Origin of the sequence: Arenibacter sp. F26102, assembly GCF_023015865.1 — a bacterium.
In the GTDB taxonomy this organism is placed as follows: domain Bacteria; phylum Bacteroidota; class Bacteroidia; order Flavobacteriales; family Flavobacteriaceae; genus Arenibacter.
Genome location: NZ_JALKBC010000008.1, coordinates 40,867 through 66,889, shown reverse-complemented (window position 1 = coordinate 66,889; position 26,023 = coordinate 40,867). Strand labels below are relative to the sequence as shown.

The 26,023-nt window shown below is 36.6% G+C and carries 23 protein-coding genes; 3 read left to right on the top strand and 20 right to left on the bottom strand.

Features of this window, described 5'->3' with window-relative positions; genetic code table 11:
• Window positions 1-138: 138 nt before the first annotated feature.
• From MWU78_RS13025 to MWU78_RS13015, 3 genes are all read right to left on the bottom strand, one after another.
• The gene (locus tag MWU78_RS13025; RefSeq protein ID WP_246998405.1) at window positions 139-1,599 is read right to left on the bottom strand and encodes a TolC family protein; all 1,461 of its coding nucleotides are present in this window, start codon (window positions 1,597-1,599) and stop codon (window positions 139-141) included.
• 66 nt (window positions 1,600-1,665) lie between these two features.
• Window positions 1,666-3,036 (bottom strand): ABC transporter permease, encoded by a 1,371-nt coding sequence (locus MWU78_RS13020; protein WP_246998403.1) that lies wholly within the window; start codon window positions 3,034-3,036, stop codon window positions 1,666-1,668.
• A 4-nt stretch (window positions 3,037-3,040) separates the two neighbouring features.
• Entirely contained in the window at window positions 3,041-4,285 is a 1,245-nt protein-coding gene (locus MWU78_RS13015) for an RND transporter (RefSeq protein WP_246998401.1), read from the bottom strand.
• A gap of 301 nt (window positions 4,286-4,586) precedes the next feature.
• On the opposite strand from MWU78_RS13015, the gene MWU78_RS13010 reads away from it, so the two are divergent.
• Window positions 4,587-5,066 carry a Dps family protein gene (locus tag MWU78_RS13010; RefSeq protein WP_246998399.1) on the top strand — a complete coding sequence of 160 codons (480 nt, stop codon included), beginning with the start codon at window positions 4,587-4,589 and terminating at the stop codon, window positions 5,064-5,066.
• Between the two features lie 143 nt (window positions 5,067-5,209).
• Here the strand turns inward: MWU78_RS13010 and MWU78_RS13005 are convergent, their stop codons facing one another.
• The 17 genes from MWU78_RS13005 to MWU78_RS12925 form a co-directional block, all read right to left on the bottom strand.
• Complete coding sequence (locus tag MWU78_RS13005; protein WP_246998397.1) at window positions 5,210-6,121, bottom strand: metallophosphoesterase; 912 nt, start codon at window positions 6,119-6,121, stop codon at window positions 5,210-5,212.
• A 61-nt stretch (window positions 6,122-6,182) separates the two neighbouring features.
• Window positions 6,183-6,605, bottom strand: a complete 423-nt coding sequence (locus MWU78_RS13000) for a DoxX family protein (protein WP_246998395.1) — start codon at window positions 6,603-6,605, stop codon at window positions 6,183-6,185.
• Window positions 6,606-6,906: 301 nt separating this feature from the next.
• Entirely contained in the window at window positions 6,907-9,084 is a 2,178-nt protein-coding gene (locus MWU78_RS12995) for an amino acid permease (RefSeq protein WP_246998394.1), read from the bottom strand.
• Window positions 9,085-9,556: 472 nt separating this feature from the next.
• Window positions 9,557-10,366, bottom strand: a complete 810-nt coding sequence (locus MWU78_RS12990) for an amidohydrolase family protein (protein ID WP_246998391.1) — start codon at window positions 10,364-10,366, stop codon at window positions 9,557-9,559.
• 79 nt (window positions 10,367-10,445) lie between these two features.
• Window positions 10,446-11,111 (bottom strand): VOC family protein, encoded by a 666-nt coding sequence (locus tag MWU78_RS12985; RefSeq protein ID WP_246998389.1) that lies wholly within the window; start codon window positions 11,109-11,111, stop codon window positions 10,446-10,448.
• A 129-nt stretch (window positions 11,112-11,240) separates the two neighbouring features.
• Window positions 11,241-11,768 (bottom strand): sigma-70 family RNA polymerase sigma factor, encoded by a 528-nt coding sequence (locus MWU78_RS12980; protein ID WP_348647088.1) that lies wholly within the window; start codon window positions 11,766-11,768, stop codon window positions 11,241-11,243.
• A gap of 339 nt (window positions 11,769-12,107) precedes the next feature.
• On the bottom strand, window positions 12,108-13,223 hold the full coding sequence (locus tag MWU78_RS12975) for a DUF2914 domain-containing protein (RefSeq protein ID WP_246998387.1): 1,116 nt from the start codon (window positions 13,221-13,223) through the stop codon (window positions 12,108-12,110).
• A 280-nt stretch (window positions 13,224-13,503) separates the two neighbouring features.
• A complete protein-coding gene (locus tag MWU78_RS12970; RefSeq protein ID WP_246998385.1) occupies window positions 13,504-14,616 on the bottom strand; it encodes a glycoside hydrolase family 88 protein in 1,113 nt (370 codons plus the stop codon).
• 202 nt (window positions 14,617-14,818) lie between these two features.
• A complete protein-coding gene (locus MWU78_RS12965) occupies window positions 14,819-15,220 on the bottom strand; it encodes an ACT domain-containing protein (protein WP_246998383.1) in 402 nt (133 codons plus the stop codon).
• A 144-nt stretch (window positions 15,221-15,364) separates the two neighbouring features.
• On the bottom strand, window positions 15,365-16,540 hold the full coding sequence (locus MWU78_RS12960) for a Gfo/Idh/MocA family oxidoreductase (RefSeq protein WP_246998381.1): 1,176 nt from the start codon (window positions 16,538-16,540) through the stop codon (window positions 15,365-15,367).
• 173 nt (window positions 16,541-16,713) lie between these two features.
• A complete protein-coding gene (locus tag MWU78_RS12955; RefSeq protein WP_246998378.1) occupies window positions 16,714-17,274 on the bottom strand; it encodes a DUF4256 domain-containing protein in 561 nt (186 codons plus the stop codon).
• Between the two features lie 34 nt (window positions 17,275-17,308).
• Window positions 17,309-17,701, bottom strand: a complete 393-nt coding sequence (locus MWU78_RS12950) for a VOC family protein (protein WP_246998376.1) — start codon at window positions 17,699-17,701, stop codon at window positions 17,309-17,311.
• 258 nt (window positions 17,702-17,959) lie between these two features.
• Window positions 17,960-18,814: an alpha/beta fold hydrolase gene (locus MWU78_RS12945; protein ID WP_246998374.1), complete on the bottom strand. Its 855-nt coding sequence runs from the start codon at window positions 18,812-18,814 to the stop codon at window positions 17,960-17,962.
• A gap of 73 nt (window positions 18,815-18,887) precedes the next feature.
• Window positions 18,888-19,634 carry a methanethiol S-methyltransferase gene (gene mddA, locus MWU78_RS12940; RefSeq protein WP_246998371.1) on the bottom strand — a complete coding sequence of 249 codons (747 nt, stop codon included), beginning with the start codon at window positions 19,632-19,634 and terminating at the stop codon, window positions 18,888-18,890.
• Between the two features lie 111 nt (window positions 19,635-19,745).
• A complete protein-coding gene (locus MWU78_RS22575; RefSeq protein WP_246998369.1) occupies window positions 19,746-20,612 on the bottom strand; it encodes an AraC family transcriptional regulator in 867 nt (288 codons plus the stop codon).
• Between the two features lie 195 nt (window positions 20,613-20,807).
• Window positions 20,808-21,332 (bottom strand): GNAT family N-acetyltransferase, encoded by a 525-nt coding sequence (locus MWU78_RS12930; RefSeq protein WP_246998367.1) that lies wholly within the window; start codon window positions 21,330-21,332, stop codon window positions 20,808-20,810.
• Window positions 21,333-21,900: 568 nt separating this feature from the next.
• Window positions 21,901-23,250, bottom strand: a complete 1,350-nt coding sequence (locus MWU78_RS12925; RefSeq protein ID WP_246998365.1) for a vanadium-dependent haloperoxidase — start codon at window positions 23,248-23,250, stop codon at window positions 21,901-21,903.
• Between the two features lie 595 nt (window positions 23,251-23,845).
• Between MWU78_RS12925 and MWU78_RS12920 the strand changes: the two genes are divergently transcribed.
• Both MWU78_RS12920 and MWU78_RS12915 read left to right on the top strand, forming a co-directional pair.
• Entirely contained in the window at window positions 23,846-24,685 is an 840-nt protein-coding gene (locus tag MWU78_RS12920; RefSeq protein ID WP_246998363.1) for a universal stress protein, read from the top strand.
• 278 nt (window positions 24,686-24,963) lie between these two features.
• Complete coding sequence (locus MWU78_RS12915) at window positions 24,964-25,788, top strand: universal stress protein (protein ID WP_246998361.1); 825 nt, start codon at window positions 24,964-24,966, stop codon at window positions 25,786-25,788.
• The last annotated feature ends 235 nt before the right edge of the window (window positions 25,789-26,023 follow it).

Below are 26,023 nucleotides of genomic sequence, written 5' to 3'. Positions count from 1 at the left end.
GCAGTATTATTTTAAAGGATAAAATTATGAAAACTAAAATCAAATCCTAAACTGTTTGGCCCTTACTTGTAAAATCTTTTTACTATCCTCTAAATGTGGAAGCCCGTTCATAGGTTCGTTCCCTGAAAATATAGGCATTTAATCAAAAATTATATTTTCAGTTTCAATCTTTTTGTCATTGATAAAATCGTACAACGTTAGTTTTCTCAAGGTATAATAATCGGTCCAAAAATTTTCCAAAGAATTTAGGTAATCGATCTCCGCCTTATCTTTTTCTTGTTGTGCCAGATTTAGATCGGTAATGGTAATTTTTCCCAGAACATATCTCTCCTTAGTAATTTGATAACGTTTAATGGCAATCTCTTTGGCCTTTTCCGAGGTGGAAAGAAAATCACGTTTGCTGGACCAATTTAATATATGTAGATAAATTTCCTGTTCAAAGGCCTGCTGTTCTTGTTTAATATTTGTTTCTACCAAACCTAGATCGGCCTCTCCCATTTTTCTTTCGGATTTGGATACCCCCCAATCAAAAATGGGGATTCCTAACCTTACGGAAACCCTTTGTTGTCTGTCATAGTCCTGAAATAAGGCGTCATAATCATCGGCGCGTTTATTTAATCCAAAATTGGCATTAACATTAATTTCCAACCTATTGTTACCTTTTATTTCAGCAAGATTTCTTTCCGCCTCCAATCGTCTCCTTCTAAATTCGATAACAGACTTTCTATTGGTGGTAGCTTCATCTAGGGCCGTCTGCACACTCACCTCAAAATCTACCAGTTTCTCGGGAATGAAGAGTTCTATGTTTTCGGTTTCTAATTCCAAATAACGGGCTAGATTTTGTGAAGTTCTTTTAAGTAGGATAGTGTTTGTTGTAACTTCATTTTTTGAGTTTAAATGTCCGAGTTCCATCTGCAATAGCTCATTTTCGGCAATCTTTCCAATTTCGAACCTCCCTTTGGCAATCTGTAATAAGGTATCCTGTGTGGCCAAATTATTCTTGGAATTTTTTAACCTCATTTGCGCGGTCAATAACCCAAAATACCGCTGACAACTGCTTAAAGAAATATCCTCCATCCGTTCTATAAATTCGCGCTTGGATTCCTCGTATTTTAAAGGTTCTATTTGCCTGTCCCACTTATAGGGATTAAAGAACAAGGAATTTTGATAGTAATTTACGGAAAATGGGGTCAGGGAGTAGTTGCTGTTTTCATCTGCACCAAAGCGGTCAATTCTTTGGATTTGGGAATTAAGGGAAAGGTTACCTCCAGTGAAAGGAACCCGCTGGTCTATGGACAAAGTCCCATCTACTCTGGATTGATTCTGATTTACGAAAATATCCTGGCCCTCATCATTTGTAATTCTTGTAATGGATTTGGAATAATCCGGCAAAGTGGCTGACAATCTAAATTGGGGCAAAAATTGGGCCACATAGGTTCTGTATTTCCAATAACTGGCTTGTGATTGATTAAGTACTGCTTGGTATTCAGGGGAGTTTTTTTTCGCCATTTCAATGGCCTCAGTTAGCGTGAGCTTTTTGGTCTGTCCCAGTACAAAAAGGTTTGAACAAAGGAACATCAACAAAATACATTTTTTCATTTTGGACTGTTTTGATTGATATAGTGGGGGAGGGTAATTGTAATAAATGTTATTCGTAATATTATTTTATTCCCGTCTTATGGCCTCTATTGGATTTTTGTTCACAGCGGATTTAGCAGGTAAAACTCCAAACGCAAGCCCTATGAAAGTGGCTACAAAAAAGGATAAAATTATGGAGTTTAATGAAAGTATTGTCTCTATTCCGGTTGCCAATTCCAACCCGTAGGATGCCACAATTCCCAATATTATCCCTATAATCCCGCCACCTAAGCTTATTAGTACAGACTCCGATAAAAACTGTAGAATAACATCCTGCTTGGTAGCCCCAATGGCCCGCATGATACCGATTTCCTTAGTGCGTTCCAATACTGAGGCCAACATAATGTTCATAATACCGATGCCACCAATAAGGAGGGATATACCGGCAATAACACTAAGCACTATATTGAAAATCTGTTTCGTTTTCTGTTGCTGCTTTAGCAATTGTATAGGAATGGTTATTTCAAAATCCAAAACATCATTATGTTTTCTTTTAAGGAGTTTGCTAAGTACTTCAGCGGTCGATTTTAGTTCGTTGGAATTATTTACCTGAACCGTTAGTTTGTCCAACTGATGATAATTGCCCCTGGGTATTCTCTTTTTGGGTCCATTGTTGGCGCCACCAATTATGATCATTCCTCCTCCACTAAAATCTAAGGGTTCATCGGATATAATCTTTCTATCCTTATAGCGGACCAAAAAAGTCTTAACAGGAATGTAGATATCTTGATTAAGATCTCTGATGCCTAGGTTTTCCTGAGCTTTTTCCGAAATTAGCTTTTCCTCGATTATTCCGATCACTTGAAGCCAAACGTCTTTGACCTTGATTTGTTTGCCTATGGCACTCTCGCCCGGAAATAATTTTTTTTCAACCTTTTCCCCTATAATACATACCGAAGAAGCATTTACAGAATGCTCCTCCGAGAAGTTGATGCCTTTACCTATATGAATGTTAGAGGTTTCAAAAAAGGAATTGGTAACGCCTATTAATTTTACCGAATTTTGCCTTCCCTTATTTATGACATAAGTTTCCAGGATTATTTCGGGACTAATGGCTTTTATGGTTGGAATATTATTTGCTATACTGGCTACATCCAATAGATCCAATCCTTTTGAAAACCGGGTCGTTTCTTTGGCACCCTCATCGTCCTCACTAACGTTCTCATCTTCTTCGTCAGGTATGGGGGTAACCACAATGTTGTTTACACCTACGAGTTCCAATTGTGCCAAAATCTCTTTTTCTGCCCCATTCCCAATAGACAACATGGTAATTACGGCTGCAACACCAAATATGATTCCCAATGCCGTTAAAAAGGTTCTAACCTTATTGATCGTTACCACACGGATGGCTTCCCTAAAATTAGAGACAATCTGTTCTAGAAGTATCTTGTCTATCATGAAGCTAATTTAAAGACAGTATACTCTTTTCTTCCATTCCGTCCGGCTTACTCAGATATACGACTTCATTTTCATTTAAACCATTTTTAATGATTACTACGTCTAGATTGGATTCGCCCATCTCTATTTCCTTTTTATTGATTGACAATCCGGACTTGGCATAAACAAAACTTATGGAATCTTGGGAGAATACGGCTTCCAAGGGCACCATAAGGACATCTTCTTCCTTGTGTATCAGTATCCTGTTGGAGGTCGTCATGCCTGGTCTTACATTTTCATTATTCTCATCAAAATTCACCAATACCTGAAAAAGTTTAATGTCCGATCCTCTTTTTTCTTCCCCTACATTGGCCACGTTGGTTATGGTTCCTTTTACCATTACGTCCGGAAATGCATCGAAACCTATTATAACGGGAAGGTCTTTTTTAATCTTTCTTATGTCTACCTCATTGGCATAGGTCTTGGATTCCATTTTGGTGAGGTCCGGTAGGGTCGCAATAGCAGGATCCCACATACTAATGGACGACCCGACCTTTCTTTTTGAACCATCCCAGTTCTTGGCATAGGTCACCATTCCATTGGCGTCCGAAAGTATGGTGAAGGATTTTTGAAGATTCCTGAGCTCGTCCAGCATTTTACTTATTTTGGAGACTTCAGTTCCAACTTCCACCATTTTGGCCATGGCTTTCTGTTCTTTGATTTTGTAATCCTCGGTTCTTTCTTTTAGATCCCGTTCCAGACGTTCAATACCTATTTCAAGCTTTTTAATAGTGGCGGGAGGTTCATAGATAGATTGTTTAAGCTCCAGCCTATTTTCTTGGAGATCAAATAACAAATCTTTTATAGCTGTCCTTTCCTGTTTCAAGGTGAGGGTAGTGTCCAACTGTTCTTGGGTGTATTTAGACTGGGCGGTTTCCAAGTTTAATTGGGCATCCAATATCTGTTCATTCACCTCTGAGGGATCCAATCTTCCCACATAGTCTCCTTCTTTCACCAAAGAGCCTTCTGGAATTAAATCTTGAATTTTTACATCCCGAAGTTTAAATTTTCGAATGTCATCAGGACCATTAATTTTTTTCAAGCTAGTGGATTGAGCCTCCCCAGAAATAATCACTTCATTAAGAAAATCGCCCTTTACTACCTTGGTGGTAATAGCTACATCTTCATCCGAAGTATTCCCGAACAAGGTGTAGCCTAAAAGAACAAGAACAATGGGGATACCAAATAGGAGTAGTTTTTTTTTATTCATTATTAGGTGGTTTAGTTAAAGGGGGGGGGAATCAAATTTAAGCTAGTGCCTTATTATTAGATAGGATATTTTGTTATTATTTTCTTAATTTATTGTAAAACTGATATTATAAGAATGTTTTTTTAATTTTTTGAATATTTTTTCGTTAAATTATTAGTAATGTCATTAGTGATCATACCACTGACGCACCTTACGTTTTACCTATCATATATTACTATACAATCATAAAATCTATCAATAAATTTAAGCTTCAATGGTAAAAGGAATTTGTAGTTTAGTGGTATAATTAAAAGAATATATTATGAAATTGAACAGCATAGGTTTGGATATTTCCAAATCAAAATCTTTAAGTAAAGATTTAAATCAGTTATTGGCAAATTTCCAACGTTACTATCAAAACCTGAGGGGAATTCATTGGAATATAAAGGGGAAAAGATTTTTTGATCTTCATGTAAAATTTGAGGAATTGTATACCGATGCCAATTTAAAGGTAGATGAAATAGCGGAACGTATTCTAACCTTAGGAGGTGTACCCTTACATACTTTTGAAGATTATATAAGTAGCTCAAAGGTGCCGGTAGGTAAAAACATAACCAAAGATGAAGACGCTATTCGTTTAATCGTAGAATCACTTTCTCAACTTCTTATTATTGAAAGGGGAATTTTGGAAGCTTCGGACGAGGCTTCTGACGAGGGTACCAATGCTATGATGAGCGAGTTTATTACACAGCAGGAAAAAACTGTTTGGATGATGAAAGCATGGTTGGCCGAAGAAATCTAAACATAATCATTGCAGTCTGTTTTAGAGCCAAAATTAATAGGCGCCAAGTAGATTGAGTTTACAGATCATCCCTAGTTTAGATAATACTTTGGTAAAAAGTTACTAAGGAAATCTTAATTAGGGATGCTTCTTTTATAGCTACATCAATTTAAGAAATTCCTATCGAATAAAAAGGGATAATCAAGATTTGTATTTACCGTTATCTTCACTGCAGTGTCCCGTCCATCTATTTGTAAACGGGTAATATTTTGCTCTTGCCACGGCTTGTCCTTGATCCAAAAATGTCCGTCACCCTGAACCATAAGAACAGGTTTCCCAAAAGACTGTGCTGCAGCCCGGAACAGATCTGTAAAGGGTTTAAACTTATCGGGACCAGCTTCCACAATATTGGCATGGCCAAAAACAACCATTGCATCCACCGAACTCTTTTGTTCTTCAAGTAGCGTTTTAACCCACTGGCCATTTTGTGTTAATCTGTTCTGCCATTCTATGGAATCGTGAACCTGACTTCCCACCAGATTAACACCTATAAATAATACTTTGTTCTCCATCCAACTAAAATTTTCTGGACGTTCCGTTTGATAAGTGATGTGAGGTTCAAAAGACCAATTTTCGTTAAAATGCAAGAAATGTTTATTCCAATACTCTAGGCCCTGAACTGGGTTTTCACAGTCATTATATTCATTATCTCCCAAAACTATAAAGGTGGGAACCTTAAATGTTTTTAATATGTCCGCAACATCCAAATAGACTTCTTCATCGCAATCAAGGGCACCTGGCTTAATGTCGCCAACATGGATAACGAATTCAGAAGGATCAATAGCATTGTGCCTAGATATGATTTGGATCAAGCCATCGCGCTGTTCGTTGTTGTAAGGTACGTCCCCAATAGCGGTAAAAGAGATAGGAGTAATTTGTTCCGATGGTGCATCATCCACATTGGAGTCCGAACCGTTGCTCTCCCGACAGGAAAAAAATAATAAAATTGATATTATTAAAATCCAATATTTTACTTCCGTCTTTAATGATGTTATTGATATATAGGTATAAGGCATAATATGGTTTAACCGTAAACAATTAAATATTAAATATAATTTAAATACGGTGTTAAATGCCCTATTTCTGCATTTTTAAATAATAATCCGCGGAGTGTTTTCCTGAACCATAGAATAAAAAGAAAATACAGACCAATAAGGTAATAGTAGCCAATACCAGGTTACTTGTGTTCATAACCCCAAGGAAATTGACCAGTACGGCACCGATCAATATTGGAAGTTGTGCAAAAACTGCCCAACGGGTCAGTAAGCCGATTACCAATAAAAATCCTCCTACAAAATGTGCAGGAGCCACATAATGCATAATCAACATACCTCCTGGCAGATTTTGGAATGGTTTAATGATTTCTGCCATTTGTTGGTGATTGGACATAAAATCTACACCTTTAATAAAAAGAAAAACACCTAATGCAACTCTTAATAAATCCAAGGGATAATAAGTATGTGCATTGGCCCATTTGTTCAAAGATTTAATTGTTGCCATAACTGAGAATTATTTGTTACTTACCCTAAGATACTCATTTTTAACGAAATGTAAAAGATTTAATAGCTGCTATTTAACAAGCATTTAATCTAAAATGGTTGTTTTGCTGGAGGGTGCCAATACCTCAAAAAGGAAAACTTAAACTTCGTGCCAAGTAGAAACCCTTAAATCACGTTACTTCAGTTTGTACTATTAATATCCTTGAATTTTCTACTATTGCTTTATGATATACCTATTGATTATCATTTGCCATCTTAGGAAGGTATGTTGTATTATGGATAGCATATGGGCATTGGATTTCCTAAACCAAAACATTTTCATAATCGGAGTCGGCACAAAAAACGGCCGATATACGGGATTCATTAACAATATTTACCATGTCGTGAATAGTCATTCCTGGCTCGATATTAAATATGTTGACGTCGGTGTTCTTTTGTTTAACCACGTTCTCCAGCAAGTCGCCTTGTTGTATATTTATTGAAGTGTTCTTGGGAAATCTGATCATAGTGTTCAGGTCTTCGATATCGGTTTCGGAGAAAGTCAATTCAGGATTGTTGTTCAGAATATGAACATCAATGTTTCCTTTCCAGTTACGGCAAATTAAAAGCGATATTAAGGCGGAAAGGTTATTATTCTTAACACTAAATGTTGCCTTCCAGTCTACCGGAATATTGGTCATCCACAGGTTGATACTTTTTTCTATAGCCAGACTGGCAGTGGCGTATGGAATGTAAATAATCATCCCAAAATTATTCTTTCTACTATCCAATATTAACTGGTTGTAATATCCCAGATTGGAAGTGGCAGAATCCAAACTGGCAAAGATGATGTTGGGCTTGAAGAAGGCCGCATTGAGCGACTGCATGCTTACATTAACGGTAGTGTTAAAGTCGGTATTATCTATTACGGTATAAGAAACCGATAAATCACTTTCCTTAAACTTTTTTACAGCATTTTTTAGAAAGTTCTCCATGTTTCTTTGTTCCACATCATTCTCATTTCTAAGGGCCAATATCTTTACCGAGCCTTTGGGATAGATTATGGAATGTATAAGTTTAAACGAACTTCTGAGCTCTTTGGGCATTGTTACGGGAATTAAAAGGTCTGGACGCCAGGACCGTACTTCTCTTTCTTGGCGTAAACTGTTTGTTTTTTTTGTAGCCCATTCTGCCAAGGCCGTGAATAGACCACTTCGGGAGTCCCCTGCAGCCGATTTAATATTCATCTTTACAAGGTATAGATAGAAGATTACTATAAATATTAGGGAAGATAGGGCAACTATTGCGTTCAGTACAAACATGATGGCAATGGATCCAAAGGCCCCAATGGCGGGAATAATAATCGGAATTCTTAGGGTTGGCCTATAACTGGGCAAACCCAGGGTCTGCTCTACGAGGGCCACTACATTTACCATGGCATAGGTAATCATAAAAAACATGGTGAGTAATGGGGCAATGGTATTTAGATTCCTCAACGATATGCCAAACAGAACAAGCACGGCAGTGATCAACATAGCATTGACAGGCTCCCCTTTTTTCGATTTTTTTGCCAATTTCTGACTTTTTGGAAGAATATTCTTTTCTCCCAATGCCAATAGTATTCTTGGTGCTCCCACAAACGAGCCCAGAGCCGAGGATAGGGTAGCCCCGAGCAGGCCTGCCAGCACTATGGGGCCGTACAGGGATTTGTCTATGAACACATTATAATTTTTTGCCAATTCGTCCGGAGAGGCTATAACGGCGGCAACAAAAATTAGACTAACATAAATTATGGTCGTAATTATTACCGATGAAATTGTGCCGACAGGTATACTTTTACGCGGATTAGTGAGGTCTCCGGACATGTTGGCTCCTGCCATTACCCCGGTAACTGCCGGAAAAAAAACGGCAAATACGATCCAAAAGGAGGAACCGCTAAAATCGTTTTCAATAGATCCAGGGTAAGTGCCCGTCCATTGAATATTATAATCCAGTTCATTCACAAATAGTGACCCGTATATAGACACCAAGGAGAGCACAATAATTCCCAAAATCACAAATTGAATCTTAAACGCAAAGCTGGTACTTATAAAAGCAATACCCATGACCACTGCGAAAATCAATAGGTCAAGTATGAGGGGATTAACATCCGGAGTGAGGGTTTGCAGACCTTCTCGGAAACCAAAAATATACATGGCAACTGCAATGGATTGGGCAAAGTAAAATGGAATACCTATGGCACCCCCAATTTCTAGACCTAGGGATTGGGATATTAAACTAAAAGCGCCACCACTACCAATCCTTATATTGGTGGTTATGGAAGATAGGCTTAGGGCAGTTGTAAGCGTTATGGCAACCGATAATAGAACTATGCCTAAAGCCCCTAAAACCCCTGCATTACCAACAACCCATGGCTGGCGGATATACATGATGACACCCAGGATGGTTAAGGTGGTAGGTGTAAATACCCCAGCAAATGTACCAAAGGTCTTCTTGATCATATCCTATTTGTTTAAAAGCCCCAGATGGATAAAAATAGGACTTTATTGGTTATAGTATGTTGGAGCATTCAATTTGCACTATTTGGTCATGGATATACAGATTGTCAAGTGCTAAATACAATACCTTGTTTAGCAATTGCTCACCTTTAAGATATTCAATTATTTTTGATTAAGCACCAAGTGTACCTATTCATTTTAACATTTTTATCGACTACGAATATAGATGGGCCATATGTGCAAATTGTAATTTACCCCAATCTATTGCGTTGATTTCTATATCATTGCCGTTACGTTCCCGCTAGGAAGTAGTTAATGATTGAACTTGTGAAATGAAGGAAATATTTTTAATTTATGTTAAACCCGCCTCAACGAAAGGAGATACAAATAGCAACATAAGCTGATGTAATTAGTATGTTGAACCAGTAAAGAAAAAGGTTCTTGTAGGTAGGCTTCAATAAATTGAAAGTGCATTTTAGAGCTTGGAAACATCTATTTTAAAAAGATCGGCAGCATTCTTCCATAGGATAAGCTCCTTTTTTTCTTCGGGAAGTTCCAATTGCTTCATAAAGTTGAGATAGGAGTGCATATTGGAAATGGGCCAGTCGGTTCCGTAAAGTAGATACTGCGGATTCCCGGCGTAGGTGATCATTTCCTCCAATTCATTTTTCATGAACCTTTCAAATTTATAGGAGAAATTGCCCAATACCAGGCCAGAGACATCGCTGTACACATTTTTGTTCTTGTACACTACTTCCATACAGTCTTTGATCCATGGATTGCCTACATGGCAGATGACTATTTTAAGATCAGGAAAATCTACGGCTACATCATCTATATGGATCGGATGGGAATACTTGATCCTTCCCGTTGGCGAATAGGTGTCCCCGGAATGAAACATCACGGGAATGTCATATTCAACAGCCATCTCATAAACCACCTGTAGCCTTTTGTCATTGGGGTAAAAGGGCTCATAGCCTGGGTAAAGTTTTAGACCTTTGATCAAGCCCTCATCCAGAAATTCACTTATTTCCCTTAAGTCCCTGTGCGTGTAATTTAAATAACTGATGCCAGCAACCACCCCAAGGTTATCTCGCCCACTAATTGCTTCCACAACCTTCTTGGTACTGGGTCGATGTTCATTTACTTTATAGGATGATAACACCAAAGAGTAATCCACCTTATTTTCCTTCATGGTCTCGGTTAGTAGGTTTAAGCATTCTTCCAATGAAACTACCCGGTCTTCATGGTAGTTGTTAATGTGTGTATGTACGTCGATGATCATAGACTAGGAGTTGGTTTACATGTAAAAGTAAGGAAGCTTTTTTACAATTGGTATTTAAATTAAACAGAGGAGGAAAAATTTAAGGGAAATGGATTTTTTCATTTTTAAATTCAAGACTATAGTTTTTTTCATTCTGGGATAATTTCAATTCAAACTCTGAAGGGTAGGCCTTGTCTTGGGTAGGGTACCAATTTTTTCTTTCCCTATTGATGCATATAAACAATCCGTTTTCATCGCCAATGGCACAAAAGTTTCCAAATCCGCCATCATAAATAGCGATATCCATTACATGTTTTAAGGTATTGTATTCCCTTTCAATATCTGTTGTTGGGACCCCGATTTCCGATATTTCCAGAAAATGCTCCGGTCCAAAATTATGTTCAGAGGCATTATTTAGATTTTTACGGGCTATGAGTTCCACAATATTTTTGTCTTCGTCATAGAAGTAGATGGCTTTGGCATTCCAAGCAGTGAAGTTTATGATTTCATCTTCTCCGTCTTTTAATATCGGGCATTTAAATTTTAACCATTTTAAGGCTTCAACCTCTTTATTGGCAGGAATGTTAATAGCAAAATGATAAGGTGTCGCTGTCTGCTTGTACTCAAAATGAAGCATTGAACTCCCAATTTGAAAGGAAATATGTTTGTGGGACCTATCAATAATCATTAATCCCAAAACCTGGGAATAAAAATCTGCCTGGGCCTTAATATTGGAAGTGTATATTTTTAGTTCCTTGATTTTCATGTTGGCATAGGGACATAAGTACAATATGAAAGGGTTATAATCCTATTATGCAATTCCTCCCTAAGATAATAATTCTTGGGCATTTTCCAGGGCAGTTTTAAGTAATCATGGAGTAGGGGAAGGTAAGCCCTAAATACAACGGGAACAGTTGGAATCCCCAATGAGTTTACCTTCTGTGCTTATTTTGAACTTACAGCAGGTGTTAAAATTATTGATAAGGATTAATTTGGCGCGCCTAATTCTAGCTTTTACGTTGGACAGACTGATGCCAATTAATGCAGCCGTTTCAACTTGGGTATTGCCCTTAAGATAAACCAACTCAACAACTTCGTTGTACTGTTTAGGTAAATCGTTTATAAAGCGGTCCAAACAACACAGATCATTATAACTATTGGAAGTTGTGAATAATTTTACATCAGAAGAATGAACGGATTTTGAGCGTTCATTGAAATGATTTGCAATTTCATTTCTTACGATTTGAAATACCCATGCCCTTACTTTCTCAGGATTCTTTAAGGTATTGATACTCTGATGAATTTTTAAGAATGAATTTTGCATCACTTCATTGGTGATATCCGTATCCCTTACTTTTTTTAAAATGAAAAAATAAACTTCACTGTTGAACTTTTCCCATATGGTTTCCGTTTCCATCTTCATAATACACTAATATACAAGGTTGGTCTGGAGGGACCAACCTTTTTTTAGCAACATTCACATTTTGTACAATCACATTTGGTGCAGGAGCAGTTATTCTCCAAACAGTTTACACAATTACATTTGCTGCATTCACACTTAGTGCATTTACAATTATTCATATCTATAAAATTTAAAGTTCACTAAGGAGACTTACTTTAAGCAAAAAGGATACACATAATTCAATTTTTTTTAAATCATTTATGTCGGTAACGCTAATAAATTAGTGTAAACCCTTAATTATCAATATATTTTGAAGTTATTTCATGCCTGATATTGGTTAATTTCCAGATTTGGAAACGCTTAGAAAGCTTTATTTATTACTCTTTTAGGCTGTAATTTTTCACTGGTTATAATTTCAAAATCTATTATACCCAGCACCAACTCTTCTTGAGTAAGTACTTCAACCTTCCATAGACCTTGTCTCAAATTGTTTTTATAGGTATAGCCCCGGTAGCCACCATCCCGGCCACCGGTGATGTCATATCCAATATCTTCTATTAATTCCCATTCTTTGGTATCCTCATTATACCATTTCCAGCGATGAAAAATTGATTTTTGCAAATCGGTCGGAGCAAATATTGATGAAAAGACGTACACATTTTCGTTGGGTCGTTGAATATATTTTAATCGGTGTTTTCTCCAGAATATATACCATTCATCAGTTTCATAAGTTACCACGTAATTATTGTTTTCCACTTTAATATTGTGGGCAACTATGCCATTGCTTAGGGCCAAAGGAACAGGAGGAATAAGCCTAAAAAAGTAGAGGGAATTAATCAAAACGTAGATGAAAAGTATAATACCAATAAGTTTACCTATATGTATTTCGGTCCTAGTACTTGGACTTGCTTTATAGATAATAGTAATAAGTGCCAACGTACAAAATAAACTTATAAGGCCCGATAGAATAAAAATTTGAGTACTCATTTCCTTGATGAATACAGGAATCATAAAGGTGAAGAAGGTGAAGCTTATAAAGAAATATACACTAAACTGTAAGTACTTATTGGATATACGTTTTTTCAGCAGCTCATTGGCAAAAAGTAGGATGAGTAGTATGATCAGAAAGACTACCGTTTTGGACATGGATACGCTTCGCGAGAAATAAATAACATAAGCACTGGACAAGCCACCAAAGAAAAACTGTATTGCCAATGGAAAATACTCTACAAATCGGTCCAAGATAGTATCGTCCCATTTACCGTCATCCGCTAAATTATATAGATACAGCGTAAAAGTTAAGGAAGTCATATGAAGGCTAAGAACAACTAGGTCGTATAGCCGATCCACACGCCCAAGGGTGAGGGTGTCAAATATAAAACCACCAATAAAAAATAGGACGGGGGCATATTTTTCATGTTTTCTAATAAATCTCCTGAAGCGGCTATTTCTAAACTTAACTAATGTTCTTTTCATTCCATTTTTAGCAACGAATAAATTTAAAGCAATAATAAGTAAGAGGCTGCACCAATTGAATAAGATTTTACTTCTACACAATTATATTCAAGCCTACCACAAGACCAATTTGTATAATGTAGACAGTTGTTTATTAAATCCATTAAAATTTGACACCCTTCTTTTTCTTTTGGACTGTTATTAAATCCGAACATGTAATAGCTAATAGCCAATACGCCCTTCCAGTTATTGGAAGGGCGTATTGGTATATAGTAATGTTCTGGGAGCTAAAAAATAGTAATTATTTTCCGCCGTATAGTTTATATACTTCCGAACCAGCACTTAAAAAGGCCCCGGTGCCATAAACTTCGGTTTTGTCGGCCCAGGCCTTTCCTGGTGCCGCACCAATAGGCTGAACATAACCTAACATGCCTTCTGGGGTTACATGGCCAACCAATGCGTTCCAACCCTTTTGAACGGCAGGACCGTAGGTTGCCTTATCCAAAATACCTTGGTTTATTCCCCATGCCAATCCGTAAATATTAAATGAGGTACCACTGGTTTCCGGAGTTGGATAAAATTCCTGTCCCAATAAACTCATGGCCCAATGACCTTGAGGGGTTTGAATTTTAAGCAGTTTACTTGCCATTTTCTTGTAAATATTCAGGAAGTATTTGTACTCCTTACTTTGTGGGTCTAATTCGTTCATTACATTAACAAGCCCGGCAAATACCCAACCGTTACCCCGCGACCAAAATATTTTGGTACCGTTGTCCAATTTGCCCATATAACTTTCGTCCCTGTAATAGAGATTTTCCTTTTTGTCGAACAGGAAATCGGTAGTAGCCTTAAATTCTGTCATCATAAAGTCCAGATACTTTTTCTCACCTGTTAAATTGTATAGTTTTGCCCAAACCGGAGGTGACATAAAAAGGGCATCGCACCAATTCCACCTGCTCTGGTGATAGGGAGTCTTCCAATGTAAGGAAGTTTGCGCCGGATGGTACATAATAAAATTAAATTGCTCCTTGGTTGGTTCTATCATGTCCTTATCCTGATACTTGCGATAAAGCTCAATATATAATTGACCAACGGTGTGGTCATCGGCATGATATTTCCTATGGTGTAATTGCCATTCGTGTTTTTCTCCAATTTCTTTAAGCCATTCGTAATATTCGTCATTTTCTGCCATGGCAGCCCATTTCACCATGCCCACATATAGTGCTCCATTAGTCCAGTCCAAGGGGTGGTGTGGTTTGGAATGTCCACTGTACAGGCCTTCGTAATTTTCTATTTGCCAGTCGGCCACTTTTTCCATAACCTGTTTTACTTCGGTCGGCTTTATTTCCTGTGCTTGAGAGAAGGTAGTAATGGCAAATAATAGTAATGCCTGCAGAATATTTGATTTGTTCATTAGTTAAATAATTTTTTAATGGTTGATTATTTTTTTGTTAAAAAACGAAAGATAATAAAAATAATGGAGTCCTGAACTGTGAAAATCATATCAATACTTCCAGCTAAATGTTTCGCAGGTTTATGGTAATTATATTGTAATGCAGGATGAAATTTGGTTTTGAATGAGTCAATAAATATCACTTAAAAGTGAAGGGTTGGACTTACTTATCATTGTCTGACAGGGCCGTTAAAACCAGCATTGCTTTATCAGCATCTTTTTTATCAACAAAGATGTGGTCGTGGTAATACCCGGCTATAACGTTGCAGCTTATTTTGTTTTTGGCCAATTCTGTGGAGAATAGGGCGGTTAAACCAACTGCCTCAAGCGAGGAATGAATCATTAGGGTAATCCATGATGCTAAAAATTCATAGGGTAGATTTAATTGGTCTGCTTTATTTCTAGAAATAACAATGGTGGTCCCTTCCTTTTCCTTGAACTCACAAATCGTGTCCTTGCGGTCTATGGTCGTTATATCTTTAACGGAACAAAATACGTATTCGCCCTCGTTTAATTTAGGGGACATTCCATGTATTAATTTGGATATATTGGTTTCTCCACTCATAAGATTCAGTTTTTTGCAGGCTTATCAAAAGAGTATATGTGGTAATTTTAATATTACCTAAAAATTATACTAATGATAACAATAATTCAGAGCTCTCCCTAAGAAAATAAATTTGGAATTCCGCAGTGAGCCAGAGGTAAATTTTTAGGTTCCAACATTTATTTTATGAGCCTGTTGCTGCCCAATTAAAGCTAATTCCGTTGCAAGGAAGCAGTGGTCCTGGGACATGGCGGTTTCAGTACGGTGCACTACATCGTTTACCAGTTGTTCGCCATAAGGCATATATACATTGGAACAGTTGTAATATTTCGTTTCTTTTTGATTCACCAAAAACAAATGATTTCCTCCTTCACGACCTGCAATATCAATATACTTTCGCATTTCTATATAGCCTTCGGTCCCTAAAATGAATGTTCTGCCATCTCCCCAGGTCCCAAGGCCATCCGGGGTAAACCAGTCGATTCTTATATAGCCAGTAGCGTGTGGACTTCTAACACTCATATCACCAAAATCTTGATAAGTTGGATTATGCATATTGTTAAAATTCCCAATCTGTGAATAATTGACTTGCGCTTGTTGGGAGTTGGTGTAAAAAAGAAATTGGTCGCATTGGTGGGAACCTATATCACATAAAATTCCTCCCGCTTTGTTAGGGTCAAAAAACCATTCTGCGCGAGATTCAGGTCGCATGCGGTGTGGTCCAAGTCCAATAGTCTGTACTACCTTTCCTATGGCTCCAGCGCTGACCAGTTCTGCAGCCTTTACGGAGGCTGGGTTGCCTAAACGTTCACTATAAACTATTGAATAAATTCGCTTTGTTTCCTGCTGTACTTTTTTTACTTCTTTAAATTGATCCAAGGTCAAGATACCGGGCTTATCCGTCATAAAATCCTTACCAGCCTGCATAACAAGAATGCCAAGGGGAGCCCTTTCGATAGGAATGGAAGCACTAGCCACCACCTGAATTGAACTGTCCTCGATAATTTCCTTTTCGCTTTTCGCTATTTTAACCTTGGGGTAGCGTTTGGTAAAATCCTTTAACAATTCTTGCTCTTTGGCATATACGGCCACCATAGTGCCGCCACCGTTGATGAGCGAGTCTACCATACCGTAGATGTGCCCGTGATTTAAGCCTATTACGGAAAACTTAATGCTTTCTTTGTTCCCGGCAGGATTATTGGGTTTTAGTATAATTTCTTCTGGTCTTGCTGTGTTGTGTAAATTATTGCCAAACATTTGTGTTGGTATCATGGCAGCAGTCGCCATTCCAGCAGCTGAGGCAAAAGATTGACTAATAAATTTACGTCTATTGAATGACATGTGGTTGGATTTTAGAATTAAAGAAAAGAAATATAGCAATAAACTTTAGTTAATTGGAGGAATAGGGAATTCTATTTCTCTTTAAAACACCCGGTTTTTATTTTGTAAGACTCTAAATAAAATTGTAGAATCCAACGCTTTATTGCCTAATTGCCAATAAGTTTTATGCTCGTTCAAACCCTCAAAGAGGCTCGAAAACCTCTAGCGGCATAATAGGAATCGGCTCCATTATGATAAATAAAAACATGGTTGTATCTAAAATCCGCAAACAAAGCACCTCCCAGTTTTCTAATAGCATATGGAGTCTGTATCCAACTGGAGGTCTTTGCGTCAAATTTTCCCAATTTTTGCAGATATCTGTATTGCTCCTCATTTAGTATGTTGACTCCCATAGCAGCTGCCAAGTCACAGGCGTTGTTGTCGGGTTTGAATTTTTTCCGGGATTCTTGGGCCTCATGGTCATAGCAGGCGCTTCTTCTACCAGTTGGACTTTCAGCTGAACAATCGAAAAAGAGATATTCCCCCTTTTCCAAATCAAAATCGACCACATCCGGTTCACCCCCTGATTTCTCCATTGCGTTAAGGGACCAAAGTTTGCTGGGATCGTCCTTTAGTCTATTTTCTATAGCGTTCCATTCAAAGCCTTTATGACGGTCTATATTTTGGTTAAATCTGACTTTTAAGATCTCTAGAATAGTAGCATTCCCATTTTCGGTTAACTTCATTGTGCTCATTATTCGGTGGACATTGTTTAGTTGGGCTTTCCATTTATTTCATAGAGTGTACTCCGATCATATTGCCTTCAGTATCCGCTGCGAGAACCATAAAACCATAATCGCCCAATGATGTTTTGGATTTGGAAATACTTCCACCTGCTGCTGCTATTCTGGATTCCTCCTTACTGCAATCTTCACTCATAAAATAGACAATAGTACTATTGTTACCGGCTTTAAATCCTTCCATTTTCACCAATGCCCCGGAAGCACTGTTTTTGGCTTCCATATTGCTCGGAAAAAACAACATTTTCATGCTGGCATCTGCGGTATCTGGCATTGGCATTTCGTTCAATTCAAGTTGAAATACTGTTTCGTAGAATTTTTTAGCTCTTTTTAGGTCGTCAACATAAATTTCGAACCAAACTACTGGATTTCCATTTTTCATGATATGATATTTAATAATTAAAATTTAAAAATATAGCATCGAAAATCCAGAATGAAGGTTACGGGATAGTGTTACATTCATGTGCTTAAGAATGTTGATGGGGGCAACATTTTAAAAAGCCTATCCTATAAGACAATCGGGAGTACATTTGGACTTTTTATAAAAATAGTAATAAAAAATTACGAATAATTATCCGAATATACCAATGTTTTTTAGTGGAGGTTTTGTAAAATTATTATGATTGGGAGTTGCTGTTCTTTATTCATGTTTATTTAACCAATCCAAAGTATAGGTCCACAATTCCTTGTTTTTGGAACTGAAAAAACCCATATGGCCCAATTGCTTTGAGCTTAATTCCTTGGGATCGATCAAAATAATCTCTGCCCTCGATTTGGTATAGACTAAGGTCATATCCCTTACATTTACATAATTCGCTATTTGGTCATCTTTTGCGTACAGCCACAGAGAAGGGAATTCTAATTCGTCATAAATATGTTCTTTAATTTCCTTTCCAAAATCGGTGGCAGAATATCCTTTTCCGTTGCACCATCTGGACCATTGTTGTGCCACTATTTTCGGTAATGGTTCCCCCATGCCCACCCATTGGGAGTTTGTTACTCCGAAAAAAAAATTACTAAAAGGGATAAATGCATTGAGGTAAAAGGAGGCAAATAATTTATAGGGATAGTTCATGTTTTTTAGACTTCCCGATGATGCTGCAAAATTGAACATAGATTTTATTTCCGCAGCATTTTCCATTAAGCCAACTAACTGTCCTCCGGCACTATGACCAATTAGATAGTAGGATTGATTGGGGAAAGATATTTTTAATTTTTCCAGTACCGCAGACATATCCAGCCTGCCCCAATTGACAAGAGAGGCATTTATTTGGTTGATATCGCCTTTTTTTGAGTCGCCAACCCCTCTATTGTCAAAACATATTACTCCGTAGCCATTATCTGCCAAATAGGAGGCCAGCGAGTTATAAAATCTCCTTTTTATACCAGTGGCCGGAGCAATCATAATGGCCCCTTTAATTGTTATTGGCCTATACAATGTCCCGGCCAATTCAAAACCGTCCTTGCATTGAATTTTTATATCCTCTCTGTCCACTATTAGATTATTTTTTTAATACCCACCTAGTCTTATTTTTTAATTGTGAATAATTGGTTATCAGATATACAAGCTACCCAATTCTTTTCTTTATTTTAGTAAAAGGTACTATCATAGGTACTTCTTTTTGATAGGTTAGGTACTTTTCTCCAATACTCTTTTGAAGATCTTTTTCTTCCAAGTACTTCACTGCAATTAAAATGTACAGGGTTGTTACTAAGGTAAACATAAGATGACCAACTGTCATTGTTGGTGTTGCCCAAAATGCAATGATAAAGCCCAACATAATAGGGTGTCTAACCAGCTTATAAAAATAGTTGGTCTGAAACTTGGGATTCGGAGTTTTTTTGTTTTTTAAATTATTATAAATCTGTGCCAACCCAAAGAGTTCAAAATGATTTATCATAAAGGTAGAAAGTAAAACAATAACCCAACCTAAGAAAAACAGTGCGGTTAAAATCAAAGCTATAATTTCATTTTCAACGTTCCAAACTACAGAAGTCATAGGTTGCCATTGCCAATAGATCAGAATAAGCGCCAAACTGGATAAAAGTATATAGGTACTCCTTTCTATTGCAGGGTTAACAAAGGAAGTAAACCATTTTTTAAATGATGGTCTTGCCATTAGACTATGTTGAATTGCGAATACGGATAACAGAATAACATTAATAAAAAATGCTTTTGGCAGGGGTAAATCCCCAACAGAATCTATTGTCTTAGGAACAAACATATTACCAACAAAACCAATAGCATAAATAAATGCAACCAGAAATACTAAATATGCCAATGCTCCATATATTAAAACTAGAATTTTCTTCATCTTACTTAATTGATTTGATTAGTTGTATAAATTTCAATTAAATAAACCTGTAAAGCCTTGTTGAAAAGTTCAAATGATATGCTCTAAAGTCCAGGTAAGAAAATCATGGAGTTAATGGGAAGAATTATTTGTTTTATACTGACTTGGAGTTAATTTGGTTTTCTTTTTAAATGCTTGGATAAAATGGGAGTTATTTTTGAAACCACTATCATATCCCACTTCACTTACGGTTAAATTGGTTCCGATTAATAACACCTTAGAATAATCCAGTCTTTTGTTTATTAGCCATTTTCCAGGTGTGGTGTTGAAATATTCTTTGAATTCCCGTTTGAATGTGGATAGACTTTTTCCACATAATTTGGCAAAATCTTCTATTTTTAGATTGTACTGAAAGTTTTCCAACATTATATTCTCAATTGCGCTCTTATTGCTCTCGGGAATTGAATTGAAAAAATTTAATAGTTCTTTATTCTTTGGATTTAGAACCAAATTATACAAGAGTTCTTTAAACTTAATTTCAACAAGGCTAGGGGGTATTAAGTCACCTTTCTTCAAATAAAGAAAGATGCTTTCTATTAAAATGTGAAAGGAATCATTTGTATTAATATTGAAAATAAGGTTATGTAGTTTCTCATGCTTCTGATCCTTTTGAAAGGATTCATTCTCATTAATAAACCTTTTAATGAATTTATCGTTGATAAAAAATAGTATTACACAATAATCGTTTTCCAGGTATTGCTTTGTGGTATAAACACCTTTTCTAATAAAAAGTGCCTCTCCTGCAGTTAATTTATACGTTCTGTTAGGGGCAATCCAATCCTTTTTACCACTAATTACATAAGTGATTAAATGATTCTCCACCCACAATTGATATTCTTCAATATTGATAGGGCATTTATATTCTACAAATAGGAAATCATTACCAACAAGTTTGTTGAATTTGGGATGGTTTTTAAAGTATTCATATGCATTGATCACTTCTTTGCGGTTCGGTTTTAAATTATATCCAATTGTTAATTATCCTTAATCATCGTACTAATATGTCTAAGGTAGTGAATCCAATTTATAAAAGTACTGTCCTATTTTAGGTTTAAGGACGGGTTATTTTTGAATAACCAATGATTATCTAAATGTGAAGTACTTTTCATACCACACTGTGTTGTACACTAGTATTTATTGATTCCAATTCTCTTTATCTATCCGAAAAATATTGAAGGATTTTATCCTTTTTTCAAATATCATTCCATTTCTCAAAGCCACTTTTTCCGAGCTTAGATTATCTATATGAATCATAGAGATCAATGAATCTGCAAAATTATTCTCAAAAGCATAATTTTTGCATTTTGTAGCCGCTTCAATGGCGAAACCCTTTTTCCAAAACTCAGGAAGGATAGAGTACCCTATTTCCAATCGATCCGTAGCTTCAATGTTTTGCACTAAGAGCCCACATTGACCAACAAGTCGGTTTGTTTTTTTATCGATCAGAACATTCATTCCGCCCAGATTATTTTCGTATCTATGAAAAGCTTTATCAAACCAAATCTGGCATAATTCCCGTTCCGTTAGTTTAGGATCAAGGTCTAAATATTCCGCAACTTTATCTGCTTTAAATAAATTCACCCAAGAATCGAAATCCTCAGCTTTAAGTAGTCTAAATTTTAACCTTTCGGTTTCCTGTCCTGTAAGTAGGTATTTCATTTATTGGCGTTACATACTACAAAAGAATAAAGTTATTCCTCAATTTACCTTTTATCTCTCTAAGATAGTAAACACAAAACAAATTGTATCCCAATACCTTGCTAGGGTAAAGTTTTTCGTGAGTACCCTTTTATTTTTCAATTTTATAAAGGAGCAGGTCCTGATTATCATTGGGAAGTTTTGTTGTTCCAATTAATTCCAGACCTAGTTTTTCCAGAAGCTTTTGGGAGGAAACATTGTTTTTGGATGTGATGGCACTAATGGCTTCAATACCAATTCATTGAACGCTACATCGCTCCTTTATTGTGTCTACCAATAAAGTGACTACCTACGCTAAGAATGATGTAGAAATACGAAAAATTGAATTGCCCTTTGGGAGAAACTATAGAGAAGTCTCCAACAGCTTATCCAGCGATGCATTTAATCTTGATCATGTCACAACTCAGTAGGTCGGTATTTGTTTGGAGGAGATTGACAGGATATCTTAACTAAGTCTTCAATTTTTTATTAACAAGATCCAGCCTGGATATTGGACTGGATCTTGAAAATAAATTTTACTGATTATTCTTTATAATTCCCTGAGGTTATTATTATAGACATATTTACCCAATTTCCTACCCTCCAGAAGACCTTGCTCAACGGCATTTCTGAAGTGATATCCAATATAAATTCTAGATAAGGCCGCTTCATTTGCCACTTGGCTGAAGCTGGAAATGTCTTTTTCAACACCCGGTAAATAGTAGGGACTAGTCATAGAAAATGAAATATTATCCGTGCCAAAAAATAACTTGAACACCTCTGCTGCCGCCCCACCAGTTTCAGCATGTGTGGAAGGATATTCCGGCGTTGGAGGTGTCACAAAATCAGTTGTCCATGCTAAATCACTCGAGGTATTGTCATTACCATCTGAATCCCCAGCCCTGATGGCAGTAATGGGTCTCCAATATTTATAATGATATTTTCCTTCGAATGAACTGATAATGGCATCTATTTGTGCCATCTGTGTAATAGCAAGTAATCGGGCAGTTTCCCAACCATTTAAATTTTTATTCACGGCCAACAACCTTCCTATCCTGTTCATGGAACTCGATAAATTTTCGATCCAAAAAGTCCCTAATTGTGTCTGTTCTGCAGTTCTTTCTGTACAGCCTGTACATCCCAAACGATTCGTTTCTTCATAATCGGCTGTATATTCAGGGGAATCAATTGCATAGGGTGGCCTTGCCCTAAATTGATTGCTGGTCTTAATCCCAAATGGCGTTAATTGTGCCAGGTTGGAGGCATATACTGCATTTGCAGGCCAAATAGGCGCATTTTCCATTAACCAAGGCATGTAATTGGATTGGTGGGTCCCTGGTACGCTTCCTTCATTATAAGTACTAAAACCAAGTGGAATATCGTTTTGTCTTTTTGTTAGAATTGCGGAGGCCGCATTTTGCCCAATCTCAATTCCCTTTTGTTTGTACTCGTCATTGGTAATTGCCGCAAGACTACTTGATAATAAATCGTTCGCACTTTCCGTAGATGACGGATATAAGGCGATCAAAACATCATGGGCAGCTTGTGCTACGGCAGCATCAGCTACATGTGAGATGTTCTTCTTCGATAAATCCTTGGCATTGACTGAAGAATTGTTCAAAGCATATGTTTCATACTTCGGCACTATATTATTAAGTGCATCATGCATGGCCAAAGTTACCATAGTATAGATCTTGGCTTCAGCTGGAGGTGGGAATAAATCGTCAATCACCAAAATGGCATTATTCCATTTAAGAACAGCTTCACTACTATAGGATTTGATCATCCCATTGTTAAATGACTCTGAGAAATCTTGTGTTTCCAGCTCATCTTTCTCGCAGGAACCGAATATCAGAATGAGAATCCAGACGCCTGTAACGGAAATTAATTTTGCTTTCATAATTAATTGATTTAGGATTTCGCCTTAAAATTAATCACCATTTAAATTCAAAAATTATGCAGGAGACAAAAGTGTATTTTCGGATGATAGAAAACATTATTATATCGACCAAAGCGATGTTTGGAATCCATTTGGGCGTATAAAAAACTCAAAAATAAATTCGGCATCTGCTTCTGAAGTGGGTTTTAATATTAGTCTTTCAGTTTCAAATGTTTTATATAGGTTCATATAGGTCTGTTTTATTCTTGGCTAAACAGTTGAAAATTATTATTCCTCATTCATTCTTCAACGGCCTAAGTCAGCAATTCCCAATTATTTTGTGGTTTTATTATTATCGGGACGAAAAGTTATGGAAAGTCACCAATTGAAAAGGAACAGGAGAAGCGCAAAATTGAACAACAAGATGTACGGGAACGCCCAGGAAGCCTTTCTTCCTATAGGCAGGCTAGCGTTAATAGGTAATTATAAAGATCGAAAGCAATTCCATACGAGCGTATGCAAAATATTAGTCAGTAATATTTTACGCCCGCCATACTGACAAATATCATTGTTGTCTGTTTATTTAAGAGATATATTGAATCCATAAATTTTAATTATGAAACGAAGAATACTTTGTCCCACAGATTTTTCAAAAAATGCCCAAAACGCAATTAACTATGCTATAGAACTATTTAAGAACGAAAACTGTGTATTCTATATTCTTAATACTTATAAGGTTGAAGCTTATACTATGGAGTTTGCGATTACTAAAGATTTAGAGGATTCTGAGAAAAAATCAATTGGTGGCTTGAATATTATTCTCGAGTGGCTATCAGTTACTAACGATTCTAAAAATCATAAATTCCACATCGTATCTGAATGCGGTAATCTAACTGATATAATGAAAACCATAGTGGAGAAACAGGATATTGATTTGGTTGTTATGGGTACTAAGGGCGCTACCGATTCAAGAATGGAAATCTATGGGAGCCAAACCGTTCTTGCAATGGAAGAAATTAGAAACTGCCCGGTACTGGCCATCCCAGCAAATTCTACCTATAAAAAAATAAAGGAAATTGTTTTTCCGACAAATTTTAAATCAACTTATAAAAGATGGGAATTTCAAAATTTGGTAGACATAGCGAAAATCTCTAATTCCTCAATTATAGTTTTAAGTGTCCAAAGCAAAAATGAAAGTCTTGATGCGGAACAAATTAGAAATAAAAATCTATTGAAAGATTATTTTGAAGAATTGGACCACTCATTTCACACCCTGAATAATAAGGATGTGCAAACAGCGATCAATTCATTCATAGAAATTCGTGGGAGCGATATGGTTGCCTTCATCAATAGAAAACACAGCTTTTTTGGAATGATTTTGTCGCGGCCAATGGTAAAGAACCTTAATTATCATACTAGCGTCCCAGTACTAGCTTTACATGACTTTAGAAGATGACCATGAAAGTTTGATCACGGTTTTTAGGGTGTTGAGTAATAAATATGTCCAATGCTGTAGCGGAAGACAACTCTGTGATACCGGAAGGGTATGCCATACTAACTGGGAGAAATTATAGGAAAAGGGCTTTACATTACACCTATTCGGTAAAAGCAGCTTTAAAACGACGATTAATCGTAAAAATATTCCTGTGTTTGTTTTTTCTAGGACTGACCAATATCATAGGATAAAAATCAATAGAGGGATAACTTTAGTGCTCAATCCTAAAATATAACTAAATGAGAATTTTAATACCAACAGATTTTTCCGAATTATCAAATGTGGCAATCAAGTATTCTGTAGACTTAAGTAAGGATATTGATATACAGCTTATTTTACTTCATGTAATAGATACCAATGCACCTTCAAGGGCTAGAATCGGTTCCCAAAAACTTCAAGAGGCCATAAAAACCAGTTCCGAAAATTCAATGAAAGAACTTATAGCTTCTATCAAAAATGATAATAGCCATAATATTGATATTAGCTATGAAATTACCTCTGGTTCCTCCATTGAAAAATATGTCGAAATATTTGCCTTAAAAAATAATATCGATATGATTTGTATTGGAACTAAAGGGGCCAGTGGCTTAAAAAAGATTCTCTTCGGAAGCAATGCTGCTGGTATTATTCAAAACAGTAGCATCCCTGTTCTGACCATTCCTGAATTTGCACGCTATAAAGGTATCAACAATATTGTATATTCAAGTGACTTATACAATCTGGAAAAAGAGATTGATCTAATTATCCCATTTGCAAAATTAATGGATTCATGGATTCAAATTCTTCATATAGATAAGGACAATGAACGTTTTGAAGGGGATTTGCAACAAAAGGAAGAGAGCTTAAGAAAGGATTTTTCTTATCAAAAAATAAATTTTATTGAGCTAAAAAGCAGCTCAGTTATACATGGGGTCAACACATTTGTTGCAGACGTTGACGCAGATATGGTGATTATGTTTACCCACCACACAAACTTTTTGGAAAAGGTATTTCAAAAGAGCGTTACCCAAAATACGGCTTTTCAAACAAGAATACCGCTATTTACATTTCAAAAGGAGTCATAAATCTAGAAGATTTTAAAGTGTTCCAGTACTAAATAATATTACTTTTTTTTTGGTGAGTTTTTGGTATAAGAAGGTAGTCGGCAGTAAAAACGGAAACCACCCAATAATTGGTTATACATAGACTGAAGAGGCCTCAATATTATTAAAAGATGTAAAAAGCGCTTTTTATTCTAGAATATAACTACAGAAAACATGGAGTAGAGGACCCTCTAATTTTAAAGGTCGATGACCCCTA

Excerpts from the sequence above, each read along its gene's own strand:
- MWU78_RS12915 (WP_246998361.1), top strand. The coding sequence starts at position 24,964 with ATGAGAATTTTAATACCAACAGATTTTTCCGAATTATCAAATGTGGCA.
- MWU78_RS12920 (WP_246998363.1), top strand. The coding sequence starts at position 23,846 with ATGAAACGAAGAATACTTTGTCCCACAGATTTTTCAAAAAATGCCCAA.
- MWU78_RS13000 (WP_246998395.1), bottom strand. The coding sequence starts at position 6,605 with ATGGCAACAATTAAATCTTTGAACAAATGGGCCAATGCACATACTTAT.
- MWU78_RS12965 (WP_246998383.1), bottom strand. The coding sequence starts at position 15,220 with ATGAGTGGAGAAACCAATATATCCAAATTAATACATGGAATGTCCCCT.
- MWU78_RS12925 (WP_246998365.1), bottom strand. The coding sequence starts at position 23,250 with ATGAAAGCAAAATTAATTTCCGTTACAGGCGTCTGGATTCTCATTCTG.
- MWU78_RS13005 (WP_246998397.1), bottom strand. The coding sequence starts at position 6,121 with ATGCCTTATACCTATATATCAATAACATCATTAAAGACGGAAGTAAAA.
- MWU78_RS12930 (WP_246998367.1), bottom strand. The coding sequence starts at position 21,332 with ATGAAATACCTACTTACAGGACAGGAAACCGAAAGGTTAAAATTTAGA.
- MWU78_RS13010 (WP_246998399.1), top strand. The coding sequence starts at position 4,587 with ATGAAATTGAACAGCATAGGTTTGGATATTTCCAAATCAAAATCTTTA.
- MWU78_RS12975 (WP_246998387.1), bottom strand. The coding sequence starts at position 13,223 with ATGAAAAGAACATTAGTTAAGTTTAGAAATAGCCGCTTCAGGAGATTT.
- MWU78_RS12960 (WP_246998381.1), bottom strand. The coding sequence starts at position 16,540 with ATGTCATTCAATAGACGTAAATTTATTAGTCAATCTTTTGCCTCAGCT.
- MWU78_RS12995 (WP_246998394.1), bottom strand. The coding sequence starts at position 9,084 with ATGATCAAGAAGACCTTTGGTACATTTGCTGGGGTATTTACACCTACC.
- MWU78_RS12955 (WP_246998378.1), bottom strand. The coding sequence starts at position 17,274 with ATGAGCACAATGAAGTTAACCGAAAATGGGAATGCTACTATTCTAGAG.
- MWU78_RS13020 (WP_246998403.1), bottom strand. The coding sequence starts at position 3,036 with ATGATAGACAAGATACTTCTAGAACAGATTGTCTCTAATTTTAGGGAA.
- MWU78_RS13025 (WP_246998405.1), bottom strand. The coding sequence starts at position 1,599 with ATGAAAAAATGTATTTTGTTGATGTTCCTTTGTTCAAACCTTTTTGTA.
- MWU78_RS12950 (WP_246998376.1), bottom strand. The coding sequence starts at position 17,701 with ATGAAAAATGGAAATCCAGTAGTTTGGTTCGAAATTTATGTTGACGAC.
- MWU78_RS12990 (WP_246998391.1), bottom strand. The coding sequence starts at position 10,366 with ATGATCATCGACGTACATACACACATTAACAACTACCATGAAGACCGG.
- mddA (WP_246998371.1), bottom strand. The coding sequence starts at position 19,634 with ATGAAGAAAATTCTAGTTTTAATATATGGAGCATTGGCATATTTAGTA.
- MWU78_RS12985 (WP_246998389.1), bottom strand. The coding sequence starts at position 11,111 with ATGAAAATCAAGGAACTAAAAATATACACTTCCAATATTAAGGCCCAG.
- MWU78_RS12980 (WP_348647088.1), bottom strand. The coding sequence starts at position 11,768 with ATGAAGATGGAAACGGAAACCATATGGGAAAAGTTCAACAGTGAAGTT.
- MWU78_RS12970 (WP_246998385.1), bottom strand. The coding sequence starts at position 14,616 with ATGAACAAATCAAATATTCTGCAGGCATTACTATTATTTGCCATTACT.
- MWU78_RS13015 (WP_246998401.1), bottom strand. The coding sequence starts at position 4,285 with ATGAATAAAAAAAAACTACTCCTATTTGGTATCCCCATTGTTCTTGTT.